The organism is Kribbella soli (assembly GCF_004331345.1).
In the GTDB taxonomy this organism is placed as follows: domain Bacteria; phylum Actinomycetota; class Actinomycetes; order Propionibacteriales; family Kribbellaceae; genus Kribbella; species Kribbella soli.
In genome coordinates this window covers 1,831,424-1,855,081 of sequence record NZ_SJJZ01000002.1, presented here as the reverse complement: position 1 = coordinate 1,855,081, position 23,658 = coordinate 1,831,424, and the positions used below count along the sequence as shown (strand labels likewise).

The window sequence follows — 23,658 nt, the reverse complement described above, 5'->3', positions numbered from 1 at the left end:
GGGGGGATCTCCCTGGGGCGGTAGGAAGAGAGCGCTCTCACCTGGTGAGTATGCGGCCCCACAGAGCCAGGTCAAGACCTCGCGTGATTGTTTCTGTCGGAAATTGTCGGACTACGTGAGCGTCGGCGAGGCCAGTTCCAGCGTCGGCGTCGAACCGCGGTACGACGTCATCCACTCGCGGAGCAGCTCGACCCGGGCCGCGTTGTCCTCGTTGCCCTTCACCACCGGCGCCTGGTTGTACGCCATGGTGTCCGAGCTGCGCCGGAGCTTGACGTACAGCCGGGACGAGGCCAGCGCGTACCGCTCCATGTCGTCCTGAAGCGCGCCGATCACGGTGATGTTCCGGTCGCGGCCGATCTGCTCGAACAGTGCCACCGCCTCGCGACGGTGCTGCGAACCGAGGTTGCGTCCGAGCTCGTCGAGGATCAGCAGCAGCGGACGGTCCGAACCGCCGGCGAGCGCGGCCGCGCACACCAGCTTCACCGCCTTCTCGTCCATCTGGGCGGTGTTGCCCTTGACGTTGAACGCGGAGAACGGGCCGCCTTCGGACCGGCGCCACTTCGGCGTGACCGTCCAGCGCCACGGCTTGTCGGGCTCGGCCGGCGGATCGGGCTCGGGGAACTCGAGCTTCGCGCCGTACCCGCCGTACTGCTGGTCGAGGCGGTCGAACTCCTGGGACACCAGGCGGAGTCGTGCCTTGATGCCGTCGGCGAGCGACGCGCGGTGGGCGCGGGCCGTGCTCTCCGCTTCGCCGAGGCCTTCGCGGGCGCGCTCGAGCGCGGCGTTCCGCTCGGCGCGCTGGCTGGCGATCTGCTGTTGCTGCAGGCTGTCGAACGTCTCGTGCTGCGCGAGGTGGCTGCTCAGCGTGCGTTGCAGCGCCGGCACCAGGCCGACGCGGTCGCCGAGGGTGCCGCTCGTCCAGCCGTCCGGACCGTTCAGGATCTCCCACAGCTCGGTCGGGATCTCTTCCCGCGAGCGGGCGTTCGGGAAGCAGCGGCGGATGACGTCGTCGAGCTGCGTACAGGCCTGGTGGTTCCAGTCGGCCGTCGTACGGCGTTGCGCGTCGTCGGGCAGCCCGAGGATGAACTCCTCGGCTTCGGCGGGCGTCCCGCCCCAGGCCGTGGTCCGGGTGGTGAGGTCGAGCGTGGTCTGCTCCTCGCGCAGCGCGAGGCGGCGGCCGGTCAGCTCGTCGAGGATCCGGTCGTGGTCGCGACGGGTCGCTTCGAGGTTCTTCAGCCGTTCGTCGCGGACCAGTTGCTGGCCGGCGGCGGTCTCGGCGGACTCCTTCGCTGCTTGGAGTTGTGGCGCAAGCGAGTCCCGATCGGTCTCATGCCGGTCGATGGTCTCGCGGAGGTGCAGGATCTGCTCCTGGACCGCGTCCGCGTCGGCCAGCGCCTGGGCGGCCGCGGTACGGCGCTCTGCCTGCTCGACCCGGGACCGCGCCTGCTCCAGCGCGGCAGATGCCACCGCGCGGGCCGCCTTGGCAGCCTCCACGCGACGCCCGGCCGCCTGGATCCGCGCGGTCCGGCCGGTGATCGGCTCGTCGAACTGCCCAACCGCGACGACGCCGGCGGCCTCGTCGATGTTCTCCTTGGTCGCGCGTTCGCCTAGTGCGGCGAAGAATCCGTCCAGTGTGAACCGCTTGTCCGCGGACTTCGGCCCACGGCGCGACTTCGGTGCGCCGGGGCGATTCGCCAGCACCAGCAGGAATCCGGGGTACCCGGCGTCGGCCAGCGCGGTCGTCGCGACGGTCGCGTCACCGGCGTCGATGACCACGGCCTCGCGGTACGGCGCGAGCCGCGGCTCCCACTCGGCCCGGTCCGACTCCGGCAGCTCGGTGATATCGGTCAGGGCGCCGCACTCGATGCCTGCGGTCTCCAGCACCTGCTGCTGGGTCGCGGAGACGGTCTGACCGCTTTCGGCCTCTCGAAGGTCGGCCTCTGTGTGCTCCACCGCCACCCGCGCGGCGTGGTCGCGGCCGATGTGCTCCTCCAGCACCTCGCGGGCCTCGGCCTGCTCGTCGGCGGCCGCGGCCAGGTCGCGACCGTCGGCCGAACGGCCCGCTTCCAGCAGCCGGCGGTGCTCCTGCCCGAGACGCTCGAGTTGCTCCCGCACCGACCGTTGCGCCAGGTCGAGCTCCCGGTCGCGGGCGTCGAGCTTGTCCCGTTCCTGGCGGGTCAGCTGGACGTCCCGGAGCATGCCCTCCTCGTTGCCAAAGGCATCGATGTCGGCCTCGATCGCTTCCTTCCGGGCCTCCTGCTCGGCGACCCGCTCGTCGAGAACCGTCAGCTCCTGAAGGATTTCGTCGTTCCGCGCGGAGCCGTCGATCAGGTGCCGCGCCGAGCGCGCCTGCCAGGACTCCTTCGCCGCGGCGAGTGCCTCACGCGCGGCGGCGCGCTGCAGGATGCCGGCCTCGACGGCCGCCATCTCCTGCTCCCAGCGCTGCAGGTCGGCGGTCGCTTGCTTGGTCGCTTCGCGCTGCGTGTGCTCGGCGGAACGGTGCGCCTGCTCCTGCTCGAGCTCGTGGTCGAGACCGGTGAGCGTCGCGATCGCGTTGAAGATGCGGGCCGGGCCGAGCTCGTTGAGCGGCTCGGCGAGCAGGTTCGCGGTCGGGCTGGAACGGACCGACGTCGACAAGAACGAGACGCACCGGACCTGCCCGCCGTACAGCACCTGGGAGAGCTTGTTGGCGTGGAAGTCGGTGCGGCCGTTCGAGTGCGGAAGGGTGGCCCATAACGCGTCGGCGCCGGCGGCCCGCTCGGCCTCGGTCGCGCCGTACGGGACGTGCAGGCCCTGCTTCCAGCGAAGGTCGATGTACGACGCCTTGCGGTTGATGCGGATCCAGACGGTGATCGCGGCCGCCTCGATCTCGTCGAGCTCGGTGAGGTCGGGGTCGGAGAAGACGCCGACGATGTAGCCGCGGTCAACGTTCGACCAGTTGCCTTCCTGGCCGGCCGCCTCGGCGGTGAACAGCAGTTCGGCCGCGCCGGGCGCTCCGCTGGTCAGGCGCCACTGGTCATCGGCGTGCAGGAGGCTGAGCGCTGCGATCCAGGACGACTTACCGGCGCCGTTCGAGTCGGTCGGGCCCTGGCCGGCGACCGTGATGAGGCCGCGGCCGATCATCGGGATCGGGTGCGTCGACAAGCGGGACAGGTCGACGACCTGCACACCGAGCAGCACCTTCGACCCCAGGATGTCGAACGGCCCGTCCTCAGTGCTCATGCGTCTTCTCCCGTAGTAGTGCTGACTGGGACGCCGTTGCGAGCGCGGATGGCTTCGGCGATCGGGCTGGCCGGGGCGGCGGCGAGGATCAGCTGATCCTGCAGACGGCGACGTGCAGCCGGTGTGAGTCGCTGCAGCTGCGGACCCGGGATGTACGACGGTCCACCCGAGTGATCGCCGGACAGCTGGATCAGCCCCGCGGCGCGCAACCGCTGCAGGGCAAGGCGCCGCTCCTCGCCGCTGATCCTGGTCGTCCGCAGCTCGTCGACCGTGGTGGGTCGCGCGGACTTCCAGCTGTCGCCGGTCAGGATGCCTTCGCTGCGGGGGATCGCGACGGAGTGGATCAGCACGAGCACCAGCACCGCGCGGTCGATGACGGACAACGGCTGCCAGCCTTGCGCCACGAGGCTGGCGGTGATGTCGTCGTCGTACCCTGCGGTCCAATGGGTGCCGTCGACGTGGACGAGGGTCCGGCCGATGAGCTTGAGCATGCGCTGCACCTGGCGCCGCAGCGTGACGTCGCGGAGACCGGCGAGCTGTACTTCGGCGACCGGGTGCGCGGCGTACTGCACCGCGCTGAACGCGGCGAGCACCTCGTCGCGGGAGCGGTCGCTGAGGTCCTGGAGCAGAGGGTCGAACAACGCGTGCTGCTCAGTCATCCGTCACCTCCATCTGCGGCTCATCCGCTGCCGACGGTTGCGTGGACAGCACCGCCGCGGGTGGGTCGGGGAGGTGGCGGCAGAGGTCGCGCAGGGTGGACAGGTCGGCCGCGGTCCAGGTGATGACGCGCGGGCCGAGGCGGACCTCGCCGGCCTTGTCGTCCCACAGGAGCCAGTGCGTGGCGTGCAGGCGGCGCAGGCTGCCGATGATGAGGGTGAGATCGCTCGACTGCTCGGGGCGGCCGCGCATCCCGGCGTACACGGACCTGATCTGCGCGAGTGTGCCGGTCGAACCGGGCCAGGCCGGCGCGCTGCGGTCGGTCCAGCAGCAGGCGACGCAGATCGCGAGGATGCGGGCCGTTTCGTTCGGCTGCTCGACGGCGACCGGGGGAGCGTCTAGCTCGTCGAGCACGCCATGACCCGCGCCCGACGGGAGCGTCGGCACCAGCCAAACCGTTGACCCGTCCGGTGCGGCTGCCCGAGTGAGTCCGGCGACGGCCGGCGTATCCGGGTCCACCTCGAGCGGGCCGGCGGACTGCACCTTCGCCCACCAGAGCGCGTTGTACAACCGTCGCTCGACCGCTTCGGTGCTCATCGGGTCACCCGGCGGAACACGCCCTCGGTCGCCCACGGCGTACCCGCGGTGGGATCGATCCGCATGCCGTCGGACCACACCAGCTCGAAGTCGAGCTCGTCGTGCAGGTGCGCCGCAGTCAGCTCGGCGAGCACGCGCCGAGCGGTGATCCAGTCGCCCGCCTGGTCGATGACCTCGACGATGTCGACGGACGGGCGCCCGGCCAGCACTCGCTCCGCCTCGGCGCGCAGGTCTTCGCGGTCCGTCGCGGCGGCGGACTCCGGAGCATCCGCGTCGGCGGTCGGGCGCGGTGGCGCCATCCGGGCGGTGCCGCTGCGGCGTCCTGTTTCTACTGCCTCGACCATCGTCTGCGCCGAGAAGTCCGGCGCGGCGGCGTCGAACAACAGACCGTCGAGTACGGCGGCCAGCGTGTCGGGCTCGCTGCTCCGGGAGAAGGTCAGCCAGGTCTCGATGGGCAGGAGGCCGAGCGCCCGCGTGGTACCGGCGCGCTCGACCAGGCGGCCGGCGGCGAGCTGGACAGCGTCGGCGTACGCCGCCAGCGCCATCCGGAGCGAGGTGCAGTCGCGGTGCAGCTCGGGCCAGCGGTCCAGGACCAGCCGGTGCACCTTCTCGGCCTGCTCGATCAGGCGCTCGTTGCCCCAGGCGAGCTGGGCGTTCTCCCGCAGCTGGGCGGTGGTGCTGGTCGAGACCAGGATGGCGAGCTCGTTGCCGAGCAGACGGAAGACCTTCGTCAGGCGGCCGATCGAGTCCTTGCCGTCGTCGGCCGTCGCCTGCGGGTCGCTGACGCTGTGCGCCTCGAGGGTGAGCAACTGGTGCAGCTCGCCCTGGCCGCCCTGGACGGACATCCGCCGCAGGAACATCAGCATCACGTACGGCGCGAAGGCGGCGCGGTGGCGCAACTCGTTCGGACGGTCGACGAGTTTGGTGATCGCGCCGTACTGCCGGAGGACGTCGAAGCGGCGGACGATCACGTCGTGCGGATACGCCCGGCAGGCGAGGGTGGCCTGCTCCACGGTCAGACCGTCGCTGCCGGCCTCGGCGAACGCGTCCAGGATCGCCTGGTCGGCGTCCAGCAGGTCCGGATCGACGATCATCGCGCCGGCCTCACGGGCGAGCACGGCGAACACCTGACGGTAGACCCGCAGCACGGCCGCGTCGGCCTCGGCGTCGAGCAGTGTCGCGTCCATCCGCCCTCCCTCCCGTGTGATAGCAGCCTCCCGTGTGATAGCGGGGCTATCAGAGAAAGGACTCTAACCACCCGCACCGACAGACCAAAACTCACCCGCCACCGGCCTGTGGAAAACCGGATGACGGCGGATGCGCGGCTGCCTACCATCCGAAGTGTGATGAGAATCCTTGGCTGACGCGGTCGATAGGCCGCGTCAGTACCACGGCACCCTCTGAAGGTGTCGCCCCGCCGGTATGGGCCCTGTCGCAGGGTCCCCGGCGCGCTTGCTGATTCTCTCCGTACGGAGCTTGCACATGACTGTGCACCCTTTTGTCCGCTCTATCGGCGCTCAACACCCCCGTGTCCGTGACCTGCTCGCGCTGCGCAAGGACGGTTCACCCGGCCGGATCATGGTCGAAGGCATCTGGGAACACGACCGCCTGCTGACCACGACCGCCACCATCGACGCCTTCTTCTGGTGCCCCGAGGCCGGTGCGACGGACGTCGACCGGATCGCGGAGCGCGCCACCGAGGTCTACCGGATCTCGGAGAAGCTGCTCGCCCGCTTGTCCCGCAAGACCCGCTCAGACGGCCTGATCTCGATCGCCCGGGTCCCGGAGTGGCGGCCGCAGACGTTCCGCTTCACCAGCCGCTCGCTGGTCCTGGTGGCCGACGGCGTCGAGTACGCCGGCAACCTCGGCACCCTGATCCGTACGGCGGACGCCGCCAACGCGGACTGCCTGGTCCTGACCAGCCGCCGCGCGCGCCCGACGCACCCCGCCGTGTACTCCGCGAGCCGCGGCACCGTCCTCTCGACACCGATCGTGGAGTTCGACGACATCCCGTCAGCGGCCGAGTGGCTGCGGAGCCACCGGTTCCGCGTCCACCTCGCGGACCCGGCGGCGACGGGCACCTATCGAGTTCCGCAGTACGACGGTCCGACCGCGTTCGTGGTCGGTTCGGAGGGCTCGGGGTTGTCGCGGGCGTGGCACGACGAGGGGTTCGACGCGGTGTCGATCCCGATGCTCGGTCAGGCGGACTCGCTGAACGTCGCGCTGTCGGCTGGGATCCTGCTGTTCGAGGCACGGGCTCGGAAGGAGGGTTGGTGACCCGATGGAATGGCCAGGCAGAATGGCACGGCAACCGAGCAGAAGGAGCTGTCGTGCCGTTCGAGCCAGGCGAGGTCGTCGCCCCGTCCGATCCGCGCATCGTCCTCGAAGGACAGTGGGGACAGCAGCCCGGCGTGGCGATCACCGTCAACTCCGGGTCGCGGATCTCGTTCTCGTACGCCGGTGAGCGGCTCCAACTGTTGTTCGACACCGACGGGCTGACCGTCGCGCCGCACCTGTGGATCACGGTCGACGACGGCGAGCCTTCGCTGCATGTGCTCGAAGGACCGGTCATCGAGCTGTCGGCGCCCGATGGCAGGCACCAGGTGTCGGTGGTGGTGAAGGATGTCAACGAGCACGTCAACCGGTGGAATCCGCCGTTCGAGTGCGCGGTCGTGTTCGCCGGTCTCGTGCTCGACGTGAGGTCGGCGTTGCGGCTCAGCGGCCGGCCGAGTGGTCCGCGGCTGGAGTTCTACGGCGACTCGATCACGCAGGGCGTGCGGTCGCTGAGCGAGCACCCGGAGTCGGAGGGGGCCGACGGTACGACGTCGTACGCCTATCTGACCGCCCGCGCGTTCGGCGCCACGTCGTACCAGGTCGGGTTCGGGAGCCAGGGGATCAGCAAGCCGGGGAACGGCGAGGTACCGGCCGGGGTCGACTCGTTCGGGTGGAACTTCGCCGGTTCACCGGCCGAGCGCGTCGAGCCGTCGGACGTGGTGGTGATCAACCTCGGCGTGAACGACCCGACGCTGGAACTCGAGGAGTACGCCGATTACGTACGCCGGGTGCGTACGGCGTACCCGTCCGCGACGATCGTGTCGCTGACCCCGTTCAACGGCAAGCACGCGGACACGATCCAGGCCGCGGTGAAGACCCTCGACGACCCGAACCTCGTCTGCGTCGACTCCACCGGCTGGATCACCGAAGACGACTGCACCGACCAGGTCCACCCCACAGTCGCCGGCCACACCAAGATCGCCACCCACCTGGCCAAGGCCCTCGAAGAGCAAACCTCCCTCCGCCGCCCCGCCTAACCCCTCCGAACGCGCCGCGCAGCACACCGTCCCTGCGTTTGGCCGATCACGGACGGATATCCCCTGCAGTTGTGGGTTCTCCGGTGGTGTAACAGGGGAGAACCCACAACACGAGGGGATATCCCCTCCTGCACGATGTGGCTCATCCGGCGGCCTTCGATTCACGTGCCGCCGGCAGCGTGCTGATCCGCCACTGGCGGGTTGTTTCATCGCTGGCGTGCTACATCGCGCCAGCGGCTCAACAACCTGCCAGCGATAGGGCTCTTCCTTCTATTTATGTCAAAAACGGGCGCTGCGCAACAGACTGTTTTTTCGGCGCTCGGGCACCGCAGACTGGGGGCGTCGAGAGGAGCGGTGTGTGGTGACGGCGGGCGATGTCGAGGTGGCGACCGATTGTGTGGTGGGGGCGCTGCGGCCGGTGGTGGATGCGGATTGGGGAGTGCGGGCCGGGACGATCGAGTGGAGTTGCCGGAAGACGGCCGAGCACATCGGGCAGGCGCACCTGCATTGGGCGTCGCAGCTCGCGGTGGGTGCGCGGACGCAGTACGTGCGCTGGTCCGCGCAGGCGCAACAACTCGCTCCGCCGGCCGGCGTACTCGATTTCGTCGAGGCCGCGGGGCGCATCCTCGCGTCCGTCGTACGCGCAAGTCCGCCTGGGACGCGGGCCTTCCATCCGTGGGGGATCGGTGATCCGGAGGGTTTCGCCGGTATGGCGTGTGTGGAGTTGCTGATCCACGGACAGGACCTCACCGACGGCCTCGGCTGCCCGCTCGACCCGCCCGCCGACCTGTGCGATCGCGTCCTCACGCGGCTGTTCCCGCACGAACCAGGCGCAGCCGACGACCCATGGCTGCGTCGACTCACCGGCCGTACGACGGTCGCGGGCGCACCGGCACCCGCCTCCTGGAAGTGGCGCCCAACCCCACTCGACGAACCCTGGGACGCGAACCCGGAGCCCGAACCCATGCCGTTCGTCCCACTGACAGCGGCAGGATAAGCCGATGGCGTTCGAGACCGTGGACGAGTACATCGCGTCGTTCCCCGCGGAGGTCCGCGAGGTGCTGGACGAGGTACGCCGTACGATCCACGCCGCCGTACCCGATGCGGGCGAGAAGATCAGCTACCAGATGCCGACGATCACCCTCGACGGCACCTCCCTGCTGCACTTCAGCGGCTGGAAGACCCACCTCGCGATCTACCCGATCCCACCCACCGATCCCGCCCTGACCAAAGCCCTGACCCCCTACCGCTCCGGCAAAGGCACCCTGAAGTTCCCCTTCAACAAGCCGATCCCGTACGACTTGATCACCCGCCTCGCCGAGGCTTTCGTCGCGGCGCGGGGCTAAAGGTCAGAGGAGGTCTTGGGGGGAGGGTGCGGGTGGGTGGGTGAGGGTCCAGTCGTTGAAGCTTTTGTCGAAGCGGTACCAGAGGTTGTCTCGGCCCAGGCGGAGTTGGATTTTGGCGGTGGTTACTCGGTTGGCTTCGGTGGTGGCTTGGGGGAGGGCTTCTAGGGCTTCGGCCAGGGCTTCTGGGTCGACGTCGTGGGGGTCGTCGACGGTGACGGCCAGGCCGCCGGGGCCGGCTTGGCGCCAGGCGGTGGCCCAGGTGGTGAGTTGGCGGGCGGAGATGCCGGCGCGGTGCGCGAGGTCGGCGAGTTCCGGCGTACCGAGGGAAGCTGCTGCTCGGCGTGCGAGGTCCTGCTCGAAGGTGAGGGCCAGATTGACGTCGCCCGAGGCCAGTTCCCAGGCTCGGCGGGAGGCGTCGGTGGCCAGGGCGACCAGATCACGTACGTCGACCCCGGACGATCGCGGTGGGTCCAGCACCTTCACCGCCGCCGGTATGCCGGGTGCCCCGAGCGGCCGAGGCGGCGCCGGCACAGGAACCACACCCACAACCTGCTCGTCGGGGGAGGTAGATAGGTGGCGGGCGAAGGCTGCGATTGCTGGGATGCCTGCTGGTGCTGGGGTGCGGGGCGCGGCAGGTGTAGCGGTGGTGCCGGTGCGGCGGGAGCGGAGGGCGGCTAGGAGTTCGTCCTTGCGCCGCCCGCGAAGCAAAAGCAACGCGAACGGATCGTCGTCCAGCGCATCCGCCACCAGATAGCAAACGGCCGCGGAATGCTTGCACGGTACGGCGAAGTCCGGGCAACTGCAGTTCGTCAGCACCTCGCCCGCGCCCGGCAACAGATCCAGCCCAGCTGCCTGTACGTCCTCCACGACCTCCGGCGGCAACTCCCCGTCGAGCAACGCCGCAACCCGCCCGATCTGCGCCGAGACAACATCGAGTACGGCGTCCCACTCGTCCGCGGAGAACGCACGGATCCGGACCGTCACCTGGTACGGCGTGACGCGGCTGCCCTGCACCGCCGCCTCGACCTGACCCGGGCTGACCGTCAGCTCCAGCACACTGCCGCGCCGCGCGTACGACCGTCCGCGTGACAGCCGCCCCGGATCGAGCCGTGCCCGCTGCTCGAGCGCCTCCAACCAGGCCCGCCCCCACCACGTCGCCCCGAACGACCGTCGGCTCCCCGCGCCCTTGGCCGCCGGCAACCCGGCGTCCTCACCCTTCCGCCGCCACCCCTGCCACGGCGTCCGATCCTCGTCAGCCATCGGATTTCCCCACCGCAGAAGGGTTGTACGCACTCGCCGACCCGGATCGCACTGGGCCGGTCGACAACTCGACGAGCTCGGTCAGCTCCGTGTCCGACAGCTCGCTCAACCACGCCTCACCCGACCCGACGACGGCGTCCGCGAGGTCGCGTTTCGCGTTGATCACCGTGGCGATCCGGTCCTCCAGCGTGTTTTCGGTGACGAGCCGATGGACCTGCACCGGCCGGTCCTGACCGATCCGGTACGCGCGGTCGGTCGCCTGATCCTCGACCGCCGGGTTCCACCACCGGTCGTAGTGCACGACGTGCGTGGCCTGCGTCAGCGTCAACCCGACCCCGCCCGCCTTCAACGACAGCAGGAACACCGGCGCCTCGCCCGACTGGAACTGCTCCACCATCTGCTCGCGCTTCCGCACCCCGATGCCACCGTGCAGGAACAACGTCTTGACCTGCCGCGCCGCCAGATGCGCCTCGATCAGCCGGCACATCTCGACGTACTGACTGAAGATCAGCACCGACTCGCCCTCGGCCAGGATCACGTCGAGCAGCTCGTCCAGCGCCGCGAGCTTGCCGGACCGCCGCTCGAGCGGACCGGGCTCGTGCAGGAACTGCGCCGGATGGTTGCACACCTGCTTCAACTGCGTGAGCAGACTCAGCACCAGCCCGCGCCGCGCGATGCCCTCGGCTTCCTCGATCTTCGCGAGCGTTTCCTTCGCGACGGCCTGATAGAGCGTGGCCTGCTCGGTGGTCAGCGGTACGACGACATCGTGCTCGGACTTCTGCGGCAACTCCGGCGCGATCCCCGGGTCGCTCTTGCGCCGACGCAGCAGGAACGGCCGGGTCACCCGACCGAGCCGAGCGGTCGCCTCCTCGTCGTGGAACCGCTCGACCGGTACGGCGACGTCGTGGCGGAACCTGTCGAGTGTGCCGAGCAACCCCGGCGCCGCCCAGTCGAGGATCGACCACAGCTCGGAGAGCCGGTTCTCCACCGGCGTACCGGTGAGGGCGATCCTGGTTGCTGATGGCAACGTTCGCAGGGCGCGGGCGGTGCGGGACAACGGGTTCTTCGCGTGCTGCGCCTCGTCCGCGACGGCGAGGCCCCACGCGATCTCACCGAGCACCCGGTGGTCCTGGCGCACCACGCCGTACGTCGTGAGCACGACCTCGTCGGGCGCGAGATCGCTGAGCGTCCGTCCGGTGCCGTGGTAGCGGCGGGTCGGTACGTCGGGGGCGAACCGCTCGAACTCCCGCTCCCAAGTGCCGAGCAGCGTCGACGGGCAGACGACGACGGTCGGGCCGCGGCCCTTGAGTTGCAGATGCAGCGCGATGACCTGGATGGTCTTGCCGAGGCCCATGTCGTCGGCCAGGCAACCGCCGAGACCGAGGTTGGCGAGCTGCGCCATCCACGCGACGCCGCGGCGTTGATAATCGCGCAGCGTCGCCTTGAGACCAACGGGCTCGGTGAACGGCGCCGGCTCCTCGGCCGTGCGCAGCCGGGCGAGCATCGCGGCCAGCGAACCGTCGGCGTCGAACGGGACCAGCTCGCCGTCGACCTCGATGGTCCCGGTGAGCGCTGCGCCGAGCGCTTCGGCGCCGGTGAGCCGGCGGGTGGAGCCGTTGCGCAGCCGTCGGACGAGGTCGTGATCGACCCGGATCCAGCGGCCGCGCATGCGGATCATCGGCCGCTTGGCCTCGGCGAGCGCGGCGACCTCCGACTCGGTCAGATCCTGGCCGTCGAGTGTGGGACGCCAGCGGAACGCGACGAGCTCGGTCAGACTGAAATCAGGCCCCGTGACGGCGCCGGGAGTCGGCGTCGCGACCGTGCCGCGAACGGCCAGCTCGCCTGCGAACAGCTCGGTCGGCCACAGCACCTCGATGCCGGCGCCCTCGAGCGCGGTGCTGCCTTCGGCGAGCTCTTCCAACGCGTCGTCGTCGATCGGGACGTCCTCCGGCGCGGCGTCGCGGAGGGCCGAACCGAGCGGCGGCCAGACCCGGGCGCCGCGGCGGAGGGCGAGGAGGAGATCGGTCTCGGCGCGTTCACCGAGGGCCGTGAGTACGGCGGCCGGTGCGTTCCACATGTCCGCGACGTCGACCAGCAGGCTCGGGTCCACCCCACTCCGCAACTGAAGAACTGCCCGGAAGTCGTCAGTGGAATCGGGTGGTTCGATGCGCAGGACGAGGCGGGTGCCGGCTTGTTCGGCCAGGGCGGTTTCGTCGAGCCAGGCGGTCGGACCGGGGAGGGCTGTGGGTTCCGCGGCCGCGAAGGGTGCAGCTCCGGGGCGGGCGGCGACGGCTGCTGCCGGGGTGCGGACCAGGGTGTCCGCGACCGCGTCCCAGAACGCGCGGACCAGTTGCTCCGGCTCGATCAGCCGGACAGGCCGGGTGCCGTCGAGCGGCAGTGCATGACCGTACGCCGGCATTGCGGCGCTGAGGTTCCGCAGCCAGGCGTGGTCGAGCGGATCGAGCGGCGCCACCCGCCAGGCGCCGTACCCCTCCGGGCTCCGATCCGGCACCAGCCGTCCGCGCCCGATCAGCACCAGCCCGGCAAGCCCAGCCGCCCGCCACGCCGCCCAACTGGCGGAGCCGTCCAGCCGATCGGAGTCCTGCTCGGCAAGGCGTGTCAGTACTTCTTGCATCTCCAGAAGGCGCGCAGGGACCGTGGTGCGGCGGACTGTCGTGCCGCGGGGGAGGACCAGGTCGACGGTCCCGTTGGCGGTCTCGCCCGAGCCGGCCAGGTCGCCGTACAGCGCCAGCCGGCCCGCGCGCGGCGGGTCGGCTGGCACGAAGACGGCGTCGAACATGCCCCGCACAGTACGCCGCGCCACCGACAATCCCGGACTTGACCTGAACCAGCGTTGAGGTTGCAGGCTCGGTAGCTCAAGTAGACAACCGGAGAGTGTGAATATGCGTGCAGCAGTAGTGACAGCGTTCGGCGGTCCGGACGTGATCGAGACCCGCGAGGTCCCGGCTCCCGAGCCCGCCGCCGGGCAGGTGCTCGTCGAGGTCGGCATCGCGGACGTGATCTTCGTCGAGACCGCGATCCGCCGGGGTCAGCACGGCGAGTTCTTCGACGTGCAGACGCCGTACGTCACCGGTAGCAACCTCGGCGGACAGGTCCGCGCGGTCGGTGCGGGAGTACCGGCGGACTGGATCGGCAAGACCGTCGTCGGTCGCGGCGTGGCCTTCGGCGCTCATGCGGAGCTTGCCCTGACCACCACCGATCTGGTCGAAGTACCGCCCGAACTCGACCTGCGGACCGCGGTCGCGGTGTACGGCGACGGCTTCACGGCCCTCATGCTCGAGGAACTCGCGCCGCCGATGGCCGGGCAGGACGTCCTGATCACTGCATCCGCCGGTGGCATGGGCCTACTGCTGATCCAGTTGGCGCACAAGGCCGGAGCCAACGTCATCGCGGCCGCCCGCGGCGAGGAGAAGCTCGAACTCAGCCGGGCCCAGGGCGCCGACGTACTGATCGACTACGGCAAACCGGGCTGGGAGAAGTTGGTGCTTGAGGCAACGAACGGCCAAGGTCCCGGCATCGTGTTCGAAGGCGCCGGCGGGGAGCTGGGTGCGGTCGCGTTCAGCGTGGTCAAGGACGGCGGCTGGATCTCCGCCCACGGAGCCCCGAGCGGCAGCTTCGCGCCGTACGACGCCGCCGAGGCCGAGCGGCGCGGCCTTACCGTGAAGGGCATCATGGATCTGCGCGCGGACTCGACGACCACGTCGGTCACCGGCGCCGCCGTGATCGCCCGCGCGGCCGCAGGGGATCTCAAGCCGGTGATCGACCAGGTCTACGACCTCGACCACGTAGCCGACGCGCACCGGGCGCTCGAGAACCGCACGCTGCGCGGCAAGGCGCTGATCGAGGTCAGTCGCTGACGGTCTGCTCGGCCGACGCCTCGGAGTGGTTCGGGCGGGCGACCACGATCTGGTTCCGCCCGGACCGCTTGGCCCGCAGCAGTGCGTCGTCGGCGGCCAGGATCAGCTGGTCCATCGTGTTCGCGACAGCTGGGTACACGGCCGCGCCGAACGACGCCGGTACGCCGTCGAGCGTCGCCGTACCCCCGTCCGTCGTACCGACCGAGACCGTGAGGGCCACGAGCCGCTCTCTGATCCGCTCCGCGATCTCCAGCACCTCGGACTCGAACGCACCCGGCAGCAGCACCGCCAGCTCGTCTCCACCGACCCGCGCGACCAGATCGCCGTTCCGGACCTCCGCACGGATCGCCTCACCGGCAGAACGCAGCGCCTCGTCACCAGCCGGGTGACCGTAGGTGTCGTTGATCTCCTTGAACTTGTCCAGGTCCAGCATCAGCAGACCGACCGTGCTGCGCAGTGTGTCCGCACGAGCGAGCTCTGCGGGCACGGCGCTCGCCCAGTACGACGAAGTGGCCAGACCGGTCGTGGAGTCGATGCCGGCGGCCCGCTGGTACTGCGGGAGCAGCAGGTCCCTGTGCAGCGCCAGCACCGTCACCATGAGCACCGGAACGACCCAGGGGTACGACGTCTGCACCGCAGCGATCGCTACGCCCAGACCGAGGCCGGCGCACACGACTATCTGGTCGGACAGCTCACCGAGCGCGTCACGCGCCGTGGCGTCCGGAGTGGAGAGCAGGATCGCTCCGATCACCAGTGCGTAGTTCACCAGCCACCAGGTCGCGGCCGCGGCCAGAACCACCAGCAGCGTCCAGAAACCGGTAGGTACGCGCGGAGCGTCCAGCAGACCGCCTGCACGCAGCACGGCGGCTGCTGCGGCGCTGGCCAGGACGTACGTCGCGGTGGAGAAGACTTTGCGGTGCGCGACGGTCCGCCCGTACACGCGGAACCAGGAGTAGGTGTAGGCCAGCACGACCAGCGGCACGACCAACGACAGGGGGAGCAGCAGCAGGGCCGCGAAGATCCACAGGCACTTCAGGTTGGTGTGCGGCGAAGTGTTGGCCGCCAGCTCGCGTCGGCGCTCGATTCCGCGGGCAAACTCCAGGTGCAGGGTCGAGGCCACGGCCAGGACGGCGAACGCCACCCACTCCGAATGCCGGACCCCGGAATTCGGGCCGCTCAGCGTGCTCCGGACCGCGAGTGTGGTAATCGTCACCGCAATCAAATCAATCGCGACCACATAAGCCAACGCGGTTCTCGGCAACGACCAGAGCTTCCATTGCCGAGGTAGCACCCAGCTGCTCCGACCGATCAGAATCATCGTCAGCCTCACATGCGGTCGATCTGAGCGGTTATGCGTTCATAGTAACGACCTGTTCACGTCAGGTCACCCGGATGCCCGGGCCATTCCACCAGTTGGTCAGCACCAAGAAGGGTCGAAAAACATGCAGATCTCAGCGCTTCCCGTCCGTACCGGCACCGACCGCCTCGGCGGCAACGACTGGTTCACCGGTGGCAATGACTGGTTCACCGGTGGCGGCAACGACTGGTGATCGCCGGTATTTCTTTACCTATTTCTTACATTCCAGAGAAATTGTTCACCGCTTAAACGCGGGAGCCCGGCAATTTACCGTACCGGGATTATCCACGGACTATGCCAATTACTATCCGTGGCGTAGTGCCTGCCGAGGGTGACCCCACCGGCGGCGGCGCGGCCCATCAGTGCCAGTTCGGCAACGAATCGGGGACCCGGTGGCGCGCGATTTGGGTGAACGTTCTACTCTGGAGATCTCCGGTAGCGGGGTCTGGGCGGGGCGGCCCCGACCCTGCTACCGGAGCTCTCCTTTGTGCCCCCTCTGCGCGGGCTGCGGCGGGCTCCGAAACTGTCGGTGGCGCCCGGTAGCGTTCTCAGTGCCAGGGGCGGCTCCTGGACGTGCTTCCTTCTCCTTCACCAGGCCAAGTAGCGCGTCCGCTCTCCGCCCCTGGCGCCCTCTTAGGACGTCAGTGGGGAGACGGCATGCCCGACCAACCAGCGGATCCGCAAGCTGCTGTCCTGCTGCGCCGCCGCCGGCTCGTCGACGCCCCCGCCCTGACTCCACCGGTACGGCGCTCCGCCTGGCAGTGGCTGCGCCGACCGCTCACGATCCAGGCGGGCCTGTCCGCGCTCCAGGCAGACCTGATCCAGCGCGGTCTCCTGCTCTCGGTCGGTCTCTACCGGCACTGCGCCTCGCTGTCGGCGCCTGCGCTGGCCGGTTTCGGCAGTGCGCTGCTGGATCTGCTCGACGCCGAGTCCGGGTTCGACGCCAAGCACACGCCGCTGTTCCGCGGCTTCCCGGAGAGCGTGCCGGGCAACACCGAGACCTTCTACGTGAACCGGGTCTTCGCCCGACTGTTGCAGGAGTCGGAGCAACCGTGCGTGCTCTGCGGCGACACGACCTCCGTGCACGCGGTCTCCCCGTGCGCGCACCTGGTCTGCCGCACGTGCTGGGACGGCACCGACCTCAGCGCCTGCCCACTGTGTCTGCGGCGCATCGACCCGAAGGATCCGTTCCTCAAGCCGTCGCCGGCCGAAGAGCCGCAGGCGCATGTCCGTTCGGATCGCCTCCGGCTGCTCTCGCTGGCCACGGCCGACTCGGTCCGCCAGACCGTCGGGGCCCTGCTGGCGCGGCGCGCACCCTTGTCCGCTGCGGACCGCGCGGACCTGCAGGTGCTGCTCGACGGCGCCAGTTCCGCCTGGGTCCCCGATGACATTCCGGTCCGGGAGACCCGTGCGCTGGTCATCGCGCATTTCCTGGCCGACGATCCCGAGCTGATCGATCGCGCCGACACCGCCACCGACGTACTGCGGCTGGTCTATGCCTTGATGGACGCCGACCCCGGGCTGCGGACACCGCCCGCTCGGCGGAAGTCGTTGCCGCGGGCAACTCGACGGCTCGTGCTGGAGCGTCTCGACCGGCTGCCGGTCGAGACGGTGGTGGAGGACATGCTGCGCCACGAGCGGGCCTGGAAACGGATCGGGGAGAACCTGCATCCGTTCGAGTTCGCCGCCCGCTTCCCGGTCGCCGCGCTGGCGTTCGCCGTCCTCCGCCGTACGGATCTGGATCTCGGGACGCCGGCCGGACGGGCGGTGGCGGGCGAGGCTTCGCGGCATCCGCTGGTGCGGCTGGAGGACGGGCGGCTCGTGATGAGCACGTTCAGTTCGCGCGTCGAGGGCGCCTTCACGCAAGAGCGGCCGGAGCAGGCGCTCGACCTGCTGCGGCAGCGTCCCGGCGAGTTGGTACGCCGCCTTGTACAGCTGGCGCGTGCGCTTCCGCCGGAGCAGCACGCGGAGCTCGTCGACGCCGTGACGACCGCGGTGTCGGACGTCTCTCCGGCGGTCATCACGGCAGCCCTGGGACAGGTCCGGACGCCGCCCGGCGATCTGCGGCTGTTCTTCCCGCGCGGTGGGACCGCCCGGATCTGGACGTCGGTCGACGACCGGGAGCCGTTGCCTGCCGCGCTCGCCGTCGAGCTGTCCGGCGTACTGACCGGGGAAATGTTGCGCCGGGCAACGGGATTGCCGCGCTGGCGGCGGGTGTTCCTGGACGAGGAGCTGTCCCGGATGGCCGCGCCCGGCTCGGAGCGGAACGCGTCGTCGAGTCTGCTGCGGATGACGCGGGGGAGTGCGGTGCCGATCCCGCAGGACGAGCTGCTGCGGTTGTTCCTGCACTGGGTCGAGCCGCGGGGGCGGCGGATCGATCTCGACCTGTCGGTGGCGGTGTTCGACGAGGAGTGGGCCTTCGTCGGCCTGTGCGACTACACCCGGCTGCGGTTCGACCAGGACGCGTTGGTGCATTCCGGCGATCTGACGTCGGCGCCGGGTCCCGACGGATCGACGGAGTTCGTGGACATCGATCTGCGCGCGGTGCGCCGCGTCGGCGGTCGCTATCTGCTGCCGGTGGTGTTCAGCTACAACGACGTACCGTTCGACGAGTTGGAGCGCGGTTTCGTGGGCGTGCTGCGGCAACCGAGCGGGCTGTTCGATCCGGCAGCGGTCGAGGACCGCTTCGACCTGGCCGGGGCGGCGAAGATCCTGATGCCGTTCGGCGTCGACCTGCGGACCAAGGAACTGCGCTGGTACGACGTGAACCTCGGCGCAGCCGGATACGGTCACAACATCGCGAGGTACGGCGGTCATCTCGGGTTGATGGCGGCGACGCTGGAAGAGGTGCACGGGTCGGGCGACCGGGTGAGCCTGTGGGAGATCTGCTGCTGGCACGCCGCGGCCCGGGCCGACGAGATCGCGGTGCGGTGTGCCGACGGGTCGGTTGTCGGCTACGTCCGTGACGCGTCCGAGGAGCCGGCAACGTTCGCGCGGCGGGTCGTCGCGCGACTGGAGCCGGACCGGAGCTGGGACGAGGACGCGGCGAAACGCGCCGATTTCGTCGCGGTTCTGACCGGCGACGTCGCGCCGCGCGCGGGCGCCGAAGTGTACGCGCTGCATCCGCGTCTCCTCGACGGCGCGAGCCTGTCGCTGATCGACGCGCCGTACCTGCTGTCGGGCCTGGCGCCCGACACGCGCGCTAGGGCGAGCCTCGGGGCAACGACTCCCGCTCCATGACCTGCGCTCGGGCGTGTCGAGGGAGTGTCGGATGGTTCCACGCCTACTGCGGGGCACTCGGTACGGCACCTCGCCCCCGCACGCCGAGCCACCGCACCGAGCACCTCCTCGCTACGGCGTGGAACCATCCGACACTCCCTGGCAGGAGCCTGAGAAGAAATTGACAATTCCGTGACGGACGTGGGGCCGGTGCTTTGGACCGGTCCCCGGCAGGAGTACAACGGAATTGACGCGAAGGGAGCCACGAATGACGTACGACGTGGTGGTGCTCATCGAGCGGGAGATGAGCGAGGGCGACGCGCGCCGCGTTGCCGCCCTGCATGCAAGGCGCGAGGACACCGTGGACTACCACGTGCTGGTCTCCAGTCATCCGGAGAGCGGGTTCGGCGGTCCGATGGCGTTGCTGGGGTCGACGTTCGCGGATGTGGCCGGTCTGACCGGCTCGGCGTCCGTGGTCGGCTCGGCGACGGTGGCGTCGGCGCGCATCAGACCGCCGGCAACGGTCGACCGGGCACAGAGTCGAACACAGCGTGGAACCCAGGGCGGACCACCGACGGCGACCCTCGCCGACCCGGCCGTCGATCTCGCATCGGTGATCGAGCATAGCTCCCGGCAGCTTCGGGCGGCGAGCGGCTACCCGGTGCACGTCTCCATCACGCACGGCGAGGTGCTGCTGGCGCTGATGCAGATGGTGAAGACCACCAAGAGCCAAGAGGTCGTGGTGGTCGCCTGGCCGGAGACCGCGGCATCGTTCGTGTGCTCCGACTGGACCACCAAGGCACGCAAGCTCCTGAAGGTGCCCCGAGTCCTCATCCTCGAACACGACACCTGATCCGCCACGCAGGCAGAACCCGTCAATTGGTGCTTGAAACCGGCTGATTGTGGGGTTCTGCCGGCGTGGCGGTACCCAGTCACCCCGGTGGTTGGTGCGGCAGGCGGACGCTTACGGTGGTCTCGCCCGGCCGTGACGTGATGGCGATCGTGCCGCCGTGGTGTTCGGCGACGATCCGTTGCGCGATGTCGAGGCCCAGGCCGGTGCCCTTGCCGACGTCCTTGGTCGTGTAGAACGGCTCGAACGCGCGGGCCGCGACCGCCGACGGCATCCCGGGACCGGTGTCGGTGAACTCGACCACGATCCGGTCGCCGTCGGTGCGGGTCGTGATCCGCAGCGTGCCGACGCCTTCCATCGCGTCGACCGCGTTGTCGATCAGGTTCGTCCACACCTGGTTGAGTTCGCCGGCGTACGCATCGATCCGGGGTACGGCGGCGTCGTACGCGCGAACCACCTCGACGCCGTCGCGGAGCTTGTGCCCGAGCATCACGAGTGTGCTCTCGATGCCCTCAGTGACGTCGATCGTCTGGATCGAGCCGCGGTCCATCTGCGAGTACGAGCGGACCGCGGCGACCAGTTCGGTGATCCGCCGCGTCGACTCCTTCACCTCGCTGAGCAGCGTCGCGACCGACAACGTGCTGGCCACCCATTCGAGGCCGGCTTCCAGCGCATCGCCGAGTACGTCGGCCGCACGCTCGCACCAGTCCACGCTCGCGCCGGCCGCGGCGAGTGGCGGCGCGATGAACCACGACCGGTCGACGCCGCGGTCGTCGAGCCAGTCCGCGATGGTGTTCTCGTGATCGGCGAGATCCACCGGATCCGGCACCGCCGTACCCGAGCCGAGCTCGAGCCGCAGCTCGTCGAGCGCACTGAACTGCGCGGCCGTCGCGTCGCCTTCCGCGAGTCCGCGCAGCGCCGACAGCAGCGTGACGCACGCGGTGTCGAGTGCGCTGACCGAGCGTGCCGCGGCCGCGGCGGGGTTGTTGATCTCGTGCGCCAGCCCGGCCGCCAACGTGCCGAGTGTGATCAGCGACTCGCGCTGCCGGGCGGTCGACTCGATCGCCCGCGCCGTCCCGTACACGCCCTTGATCAGATGCCCGGCGAGCGGGAACCAGTCGTCGATCCGCTCCCGCAGTACGTCGGCCGGCACCCGAAGGACCCGTCCTTCGGCGAGGCCACGACCGCTGGCGAGGTACAGGCCGTGCTCGTCCCATGCGCGGAACCCGCCGGCCCAGCGGCCCGGGACGTCCATCTTGCCCAGCACGGTGTCCTCGCGGCCGATCTTGCGGTGCAGCGAGATCGCGCCGTCGACGAGCACCCACCAGAAGTCGGCGGGTTCGCCCTCGTGGAACAGGTCGACGCCGCGCTCGATCAGTACTTCGGTGCTGCCGTCGATCAGCTCGTCGAGTTGCGCATCGGTCAACCCGGCGAAGAGGGGGATGTCGTGCAAGTCACCGGCGTACATCAGATGGTCGCAAGGTAGCGGTGGACGAGATAGATCGACATGGCGCCTTCGCCGACCGCGGACGCCACGCGTTTCATCGAGTCGAGCCGTACGTCGCCGGCCGCGAAAACCCCCGGCACGCTCGTTTCCAGCGCGTACGGCGGCCTCGGCAGCGACCACCGATTCTGAGCGATCAGATCAGGCCCCGTCACGACGAACCCCTTGGCGTCACGGACGACGGATTCGCCGAGCCAATCGGTCCGCGGGATCGCGCCGACGAAGATGAACAGCCAGCTGGCGAGCACCTCCTCGACCCGGCCGGAGCTGCGATCGGCGAACGTCAGGGCCTCGAGATGACCGTCGCCGCGGCAACCGACCACCTCGGTCCGGCACCGTACTTCGATGTTCGTGGCCTGGGTGATCTTGTCGATGAGGTACCTCGACATCGAGCTTTCGAGCGTGTCGCCGCGGACCAGGAGGACGACGCGTTTGGCGTAGCGGGCCAGGTTGAGCGCTGCTTGTCCGGCCGAGTTCGCCGCGCCGACGACGTACACCTCGTCGTCCTGGACCTGTATGGCTTCGCTCGCCGTCGCGCCGTAGTACACACCGCGGCCGGTGAGGTCGCCGAGGCCGTCGACGTCAAGGCTGCGGTACGAGACGCCGGTCGCGACGATCAACGCTCGGGCCTCGATCTCACCGGATTCTTCGAGCAGTACGGCGTGTACGGGGCCGCGCGACTCGAGGCCGACGACCGAGCGGGCGAGCACCATCTCCGCGCCGAAGCGGGACGCCTGCGCGACGGCGCGCTGGGCCAGGTCGGAGCCGGTGAGGCCGCGCGGGAACCCGAGGTAGTTCTCGATCGCGGCGCTGAGTCCGGCCTGTCCGCCGGGGGCCTCGCGTTCGACGATCACCGTGCTGAGGCCTTCCGAGGCGGCGTAGACGCCTGCCGCGAGTCCGGCCGGTCCGCCGCCGACGATGCAGACGTCGTACAGCGGTTGCTCGGCGCGGGTCCGCAGACCGAGGGCAGAGGCGAGGTCGCGGGCGGTGGGGGAGCGAAGTGTGTCGCCTTCCGGGATCAGGACCAGCGGGAGGTCGTGGTCGCCGGCGTCGGCGAGGTCCTTGAGGCGCTGGCCCTCGGTGTCGCGTTCGACGTCGTACCAGTGGTACGGGACGTGGTTGCGGGCCAGGAACGTCTTGATGTCGTGCGCGCGGTCCGACCAGCGGTTGCCGACGACGCGGACGTCGGAGGTGTGCTCGGGGTTGGCGTGCTGCCAGTCGCCGAGCAGGTCGTCGACGACGGGGAAGAGCTGGTCCTCGGGCGGGTCCCAGGGTTTCAGCAGGTAGTAGTCGAGGCCGATCTCGTTGATCGCGCGGATCGCGACGTCCGTGTCGGCGTACGCCGTGAGCAGCAGGTACTTCGCGCTCGGGGCGTGCTCGCGGGCGCGTTCGAGCAGTTCGATGCCGGTCATGCCGGGCATTCGCTGGTCGGTCGCGATCAACGCGATCGGTTGGTTGCGCAGGGCGAGTTTGGTCAGCGCGGCGAGCGCCTGATCGCCGGAGGTCGCGCGGACGACCAGGTAGCCGTCGCCGTACCGGCGGCGCAGGTCGCGCGAGATGGCCGCCGAGACCATCGGGTCGTCGTCGACTGTGAGAATCGCAGGTTTGCTCACGCGGTGCCCCCCACCAGTGAACCGATCCCGTCAGAATGCCACGGGAATCAGTCAGTCATCTATGAGCGCACGCAACGTTTCCTGCTCGGAGTCGGGCACGTACCCGGCGTAGTAGTCGAACATGTTCTGGCGGGCGATCCGGGCTGCGGCGTGGCCGTTGCCGGCGCGGATCGCGTCGACCACCTCGGCGTGGTGGTGCAGCGACTCGAGCATCAGGGCGCGGCTGTTGGGGGCGTGCGCGATCTTGTCGGCGATCAGTCCGAGTACGACGCCGCGGACGACCTCGTTGCAGGTCTGGATCAGCGAGTTCCGGCTGATCCGCGCGATCAGCTCGTGGAACGCGAGATCCGCCTCGCTGAACGCGGCGAAGTCGACGTCGATCGCGTCCCGCATCGCGACCAGGGTCGCCTCCAGGTCGTCCAGCTCCTCCGGGGTCCGCAGCCGGGACGCGACCTGGATCGCGGCGCCGTCCATGATCATCCGGAAACCGATCAGCTCACTCAGGGTCAGCTGGTCCACCCTGGCCAGCCTCGCCACCTGCTTGCGCAGCGCGGACGAGGAGTACGGCAGGATCTCCGGACCGTTCGGATCGCCGGGCCGGGAGCGGACCACGCCGTTGCTCTCCAGCACCCGCAGCGCCTCGCGAACGGTCGACCGGCTGACCGCGAACTGGGCGACCAGTTCACGCTCGCTCGGCAGCCGCTGGCCCGGTGTCAGGTCACCGCGGGCGAGCGCGTCCTCGACCTGCTCGACGATCCGCTGGTAGGCGCGCACGGGTTGTACCGGCTCGAACTGCGGACCCTTTGTCATACGGCACACCCCCATTCGCTTGACAGGCACCTGA

Annotated in this window: 17 protein-coding genes; 7 read left to right on the top strand and 10 right to left on the bottom strand. The window is 69.7% G+C overall.

What is annotated here, in order from left to right:
• Positions 1-111 precede the first annotated feature (111 nt).
• Genes E0H45_RS22900 through E0H45_RS22885 form a run of 4 tightly spaced genes read right to left on the bottom strand, consistent with a single transcriptional unit; the run spans position 112 to position 5,663 of the window.
• Positions 112-3,222: a coiled-coil domain-containing protein gene (locus E0H45_RS22900; protein WP_131340380.1), complete on the bottom strand. Its 3,111-nt coding sequence runs from the start codon at positions 3,220-3,222 to the stop codon at positions 112-114.
• Complete coding sequence (locus E0H45_RS22895; RefSeq protein ID WP_131340378.1) at positions 3,219-3,881, bottom strand: hypothetical protein; 663 nt, start codon at positions 3,879-3,881, stop codon at positions 3,219-3,221. The genes E0H45_RS22900 and E0H45_RS22895 overlap by 4 nt, the downstream gene beginning before the upstream one ends.
• Positions 3,874-4,476, bottom strand: a complete 603-nt coding sequence (locus E0H45_RS22890) for a hypothetical protein (protein ID WP_131340376.1) — start codon at positions 4,474-4,476, stop codon at positions 3,874-3,876. Before E0H45_RS22890 ends, E0H45_RS22895 begins: the two co-directional genes overlap by 8 nt.
• Complete coding sequence (locus E0H45_RS22885) at positions 4,473-5,663, bottom strand: hypothetical protein (RefSeq protein ID WP_131340374.1); 1,191 nt, start codon at positions 5,661-5,663, stop codon at positions 4,473-4,475. The genes E0H45_RS22890 and E0H45_RS22885 overlap by 4 nt, the downstream gene beginning before the upstream one ends.
• 295 nt (positions 5,664-5,958) lie before the next feature.
• On the opposite strand from E0H45_RS22885, the gene E0H45_RS22880 reads away from it, so the two are divergent.
• The 4 genes from E0H45_RS22880 (at position 5,959) to E0H45_RS22865 (ending at position 9,133) form a co-directional block, all read left to right on the top strand.
• Complete coding sequence (locus E0H45_RS22880) at positions 5,959-6,753, top strand: TrmH family RNA methyltransferase (protein ID WP_131340372.1); 795 nt, start codon at positions 5,959-5,961, stop codon at positions 6,751-6,753.
• A gap of 53 nt (positions 6,754-6,806) precedes the next feature.
• Positions 6,807-7,787, top strand: a complete 981-nt coding sequence (locus tag E0H45_RS22875; RefSeq protein ID WP_238155162.1) for an SGNH/GDSL hydrolase family protein — start codon at positions 6,807-6,809, stop codon at positions 7,785-7,787.
• Between the two features lie 358 nt (positions 7,788-8,145).
• Positions 8,146-8,784: a maleylpyruvate isomerase N-terminal domain-containing protein gene (locus E0H45_RS22870; RefSeq protein ID WP_131340370.1), complete on the top strand. Its 639-nt coding sequence runs from the start codon at positions 8,146-8,148 to the stop codon at positions 8,782-8,784.
• Positions 8,785-8,788: 4 nt separating this feature from the next.
• Complete coding sequence (locus tag E0H45_RS22865; protein ID WP_131340368.1) at positions 8,789-9,133, top strand: iron chaperone; 345 nt, start codon at positions 8,789-8,791, stop codon at positions 9,131-9,133.
• Positions 9,134-9,136: 3 nt separating this feature from the next.
• Here E0H45_RS22865 and E0H45_RS43670 read toward each other — a convergent pair whose 3' ends face one another.
• Together E0H45_RS43670 and E0H45_RS22855 are read right to left on the bottom strand one after the other, a co-directional pair.
• Positions 9,137-10,393: an SWIM zinc finger family protein gene (locus E0H45_RS43670; RefSeq protein ID WP_131340366.1), complete on the bottom strand. Its 1,257-nt coding sequence runs from the start codon at positions 10,391-10,393 to the stop codon at positions 9,137-9,139.
• Entirely contained in the window at positions 10,386-13,193 is a 2,808-nt protein-coding gene (locus E0H45_RS22855) for a DEAD/DEAH box helicase (protein ID WP_131340364.1), read from the bottom strand. The genes E0H45_RS43670 and E0H45_RS22855 overlap by 8 nt, the downstream gene beginning before the upstream one ends.
• Positions 13,194-13,296: 103 nt before the next feature.
• Between E0H45_RS22855 and E0H45_RS22850 the strand changes: the two genes are divergently transcribed.
• Positions 13,297-14,271, top strand: a complete 975-nt coding sequence (locus tag E0H45_RS22850) for a zinc-binding dehydrogenase (protein WP_131340362.1) — start codon at positions 13,297-13,299, stop codon at positions 14,269-14,271.
• Here E0H45_RS22850 and E0H45_RS22845 read toward each other — a convergent pair.
• Entirely contained in the window at positions 14,261-15,484 is a 1,224-nt protein-coding gene (locus E0H45_RS22845; protein WP_238155161.1) for a GGDEF domain-containing protein, read from the bottom strand. The genes E0H45_RS22850 and E0H45_RS22845 overlap by 11 nt on opposite strands.
• Before the next feature lie 801 nt (positions 15,485-16,285).
• Between E0H45_RS22845 and E0H45_RS43665 the strand changes: the two genes are divergently transcribed.
• Together E0H45_RS43665 and E0H45_RS22830 are read left to right on the top strand one after the other, a co-directional pair.
• Positions 16,286-18,868 carry an MXAN_6230/SCO0854 family RING domain-containing protein gene (locus E0H45_RS43665; protein ID WP_131340358.1) on the top strand — a complete coding sequence of 861 codons (2,583 nt, stop codon included), beginning with the start codon at positions 16,286-16,288 and terminating at the stop codon, positions 18,866-18,868.
• A 247-nt stretch (positions 18,869-19,115) separates the two neighbouring features.
• Entirely contained in the window at positions 19,116-19,700 is a 585-nt protein-coding gene (locus E0H45_RS22830; RefSeq protein WP_131340356.1) for a hypothetical protein, read from the top strand.
• A gap of 79 nt (positions 19,701-19,779) precedes the next feature.
• Here E0H45_RS22830 and E0H45_RS22825 read toward each other — a convergent pair whose 3' ends face one another.
• The 3 genes from E0H45_RS22825 to E0H45_RS22815 are packed head-to-tail and all read right to left on the bottom strand — an operon-like array spanning position 19,780 to position 23,624.
• A complete protein-coding gene (locus E0H45_RS22825) occupies positions 19,780-21,165 on the bottom strand; it encodes a sensor histidine kinase (protein ID WP_131340354.1) in 1,386 nt (461 codons plus the stop codon).
• A complete protein-coding gene (locus tag E0H45_RS22820) occupies positions 21,165-22,814 on the bottom strand; it encodes an NAD(P)/FAD-dependent oxidoreductase (protein WP_131340352.1) in 1,650 nt (549 codons plus the stop codon). The genes E0H45_RS22825 and E0H45_RS22820 overlap by 1 nt, the downstream gene beginning before the upstream one ends.
• A 51-nt stretch (positions 22,815-22,865) precedes the next feature.
• The gene (locus E0H45_RS22815; RefSeq protein ID WP_131340350.1) at positions 22,866-23,624 is read right to left on the bottom strand and encodes a FadR/GntR family transcriptional regulator; all 759 of its coding nucleotides are present in this window, start codon (positions 23,622-23,624) and stop codon (positions 22,866-22,868) included.
• Positions 23,625-23,658: the final 34 nt, after the last annotated feature.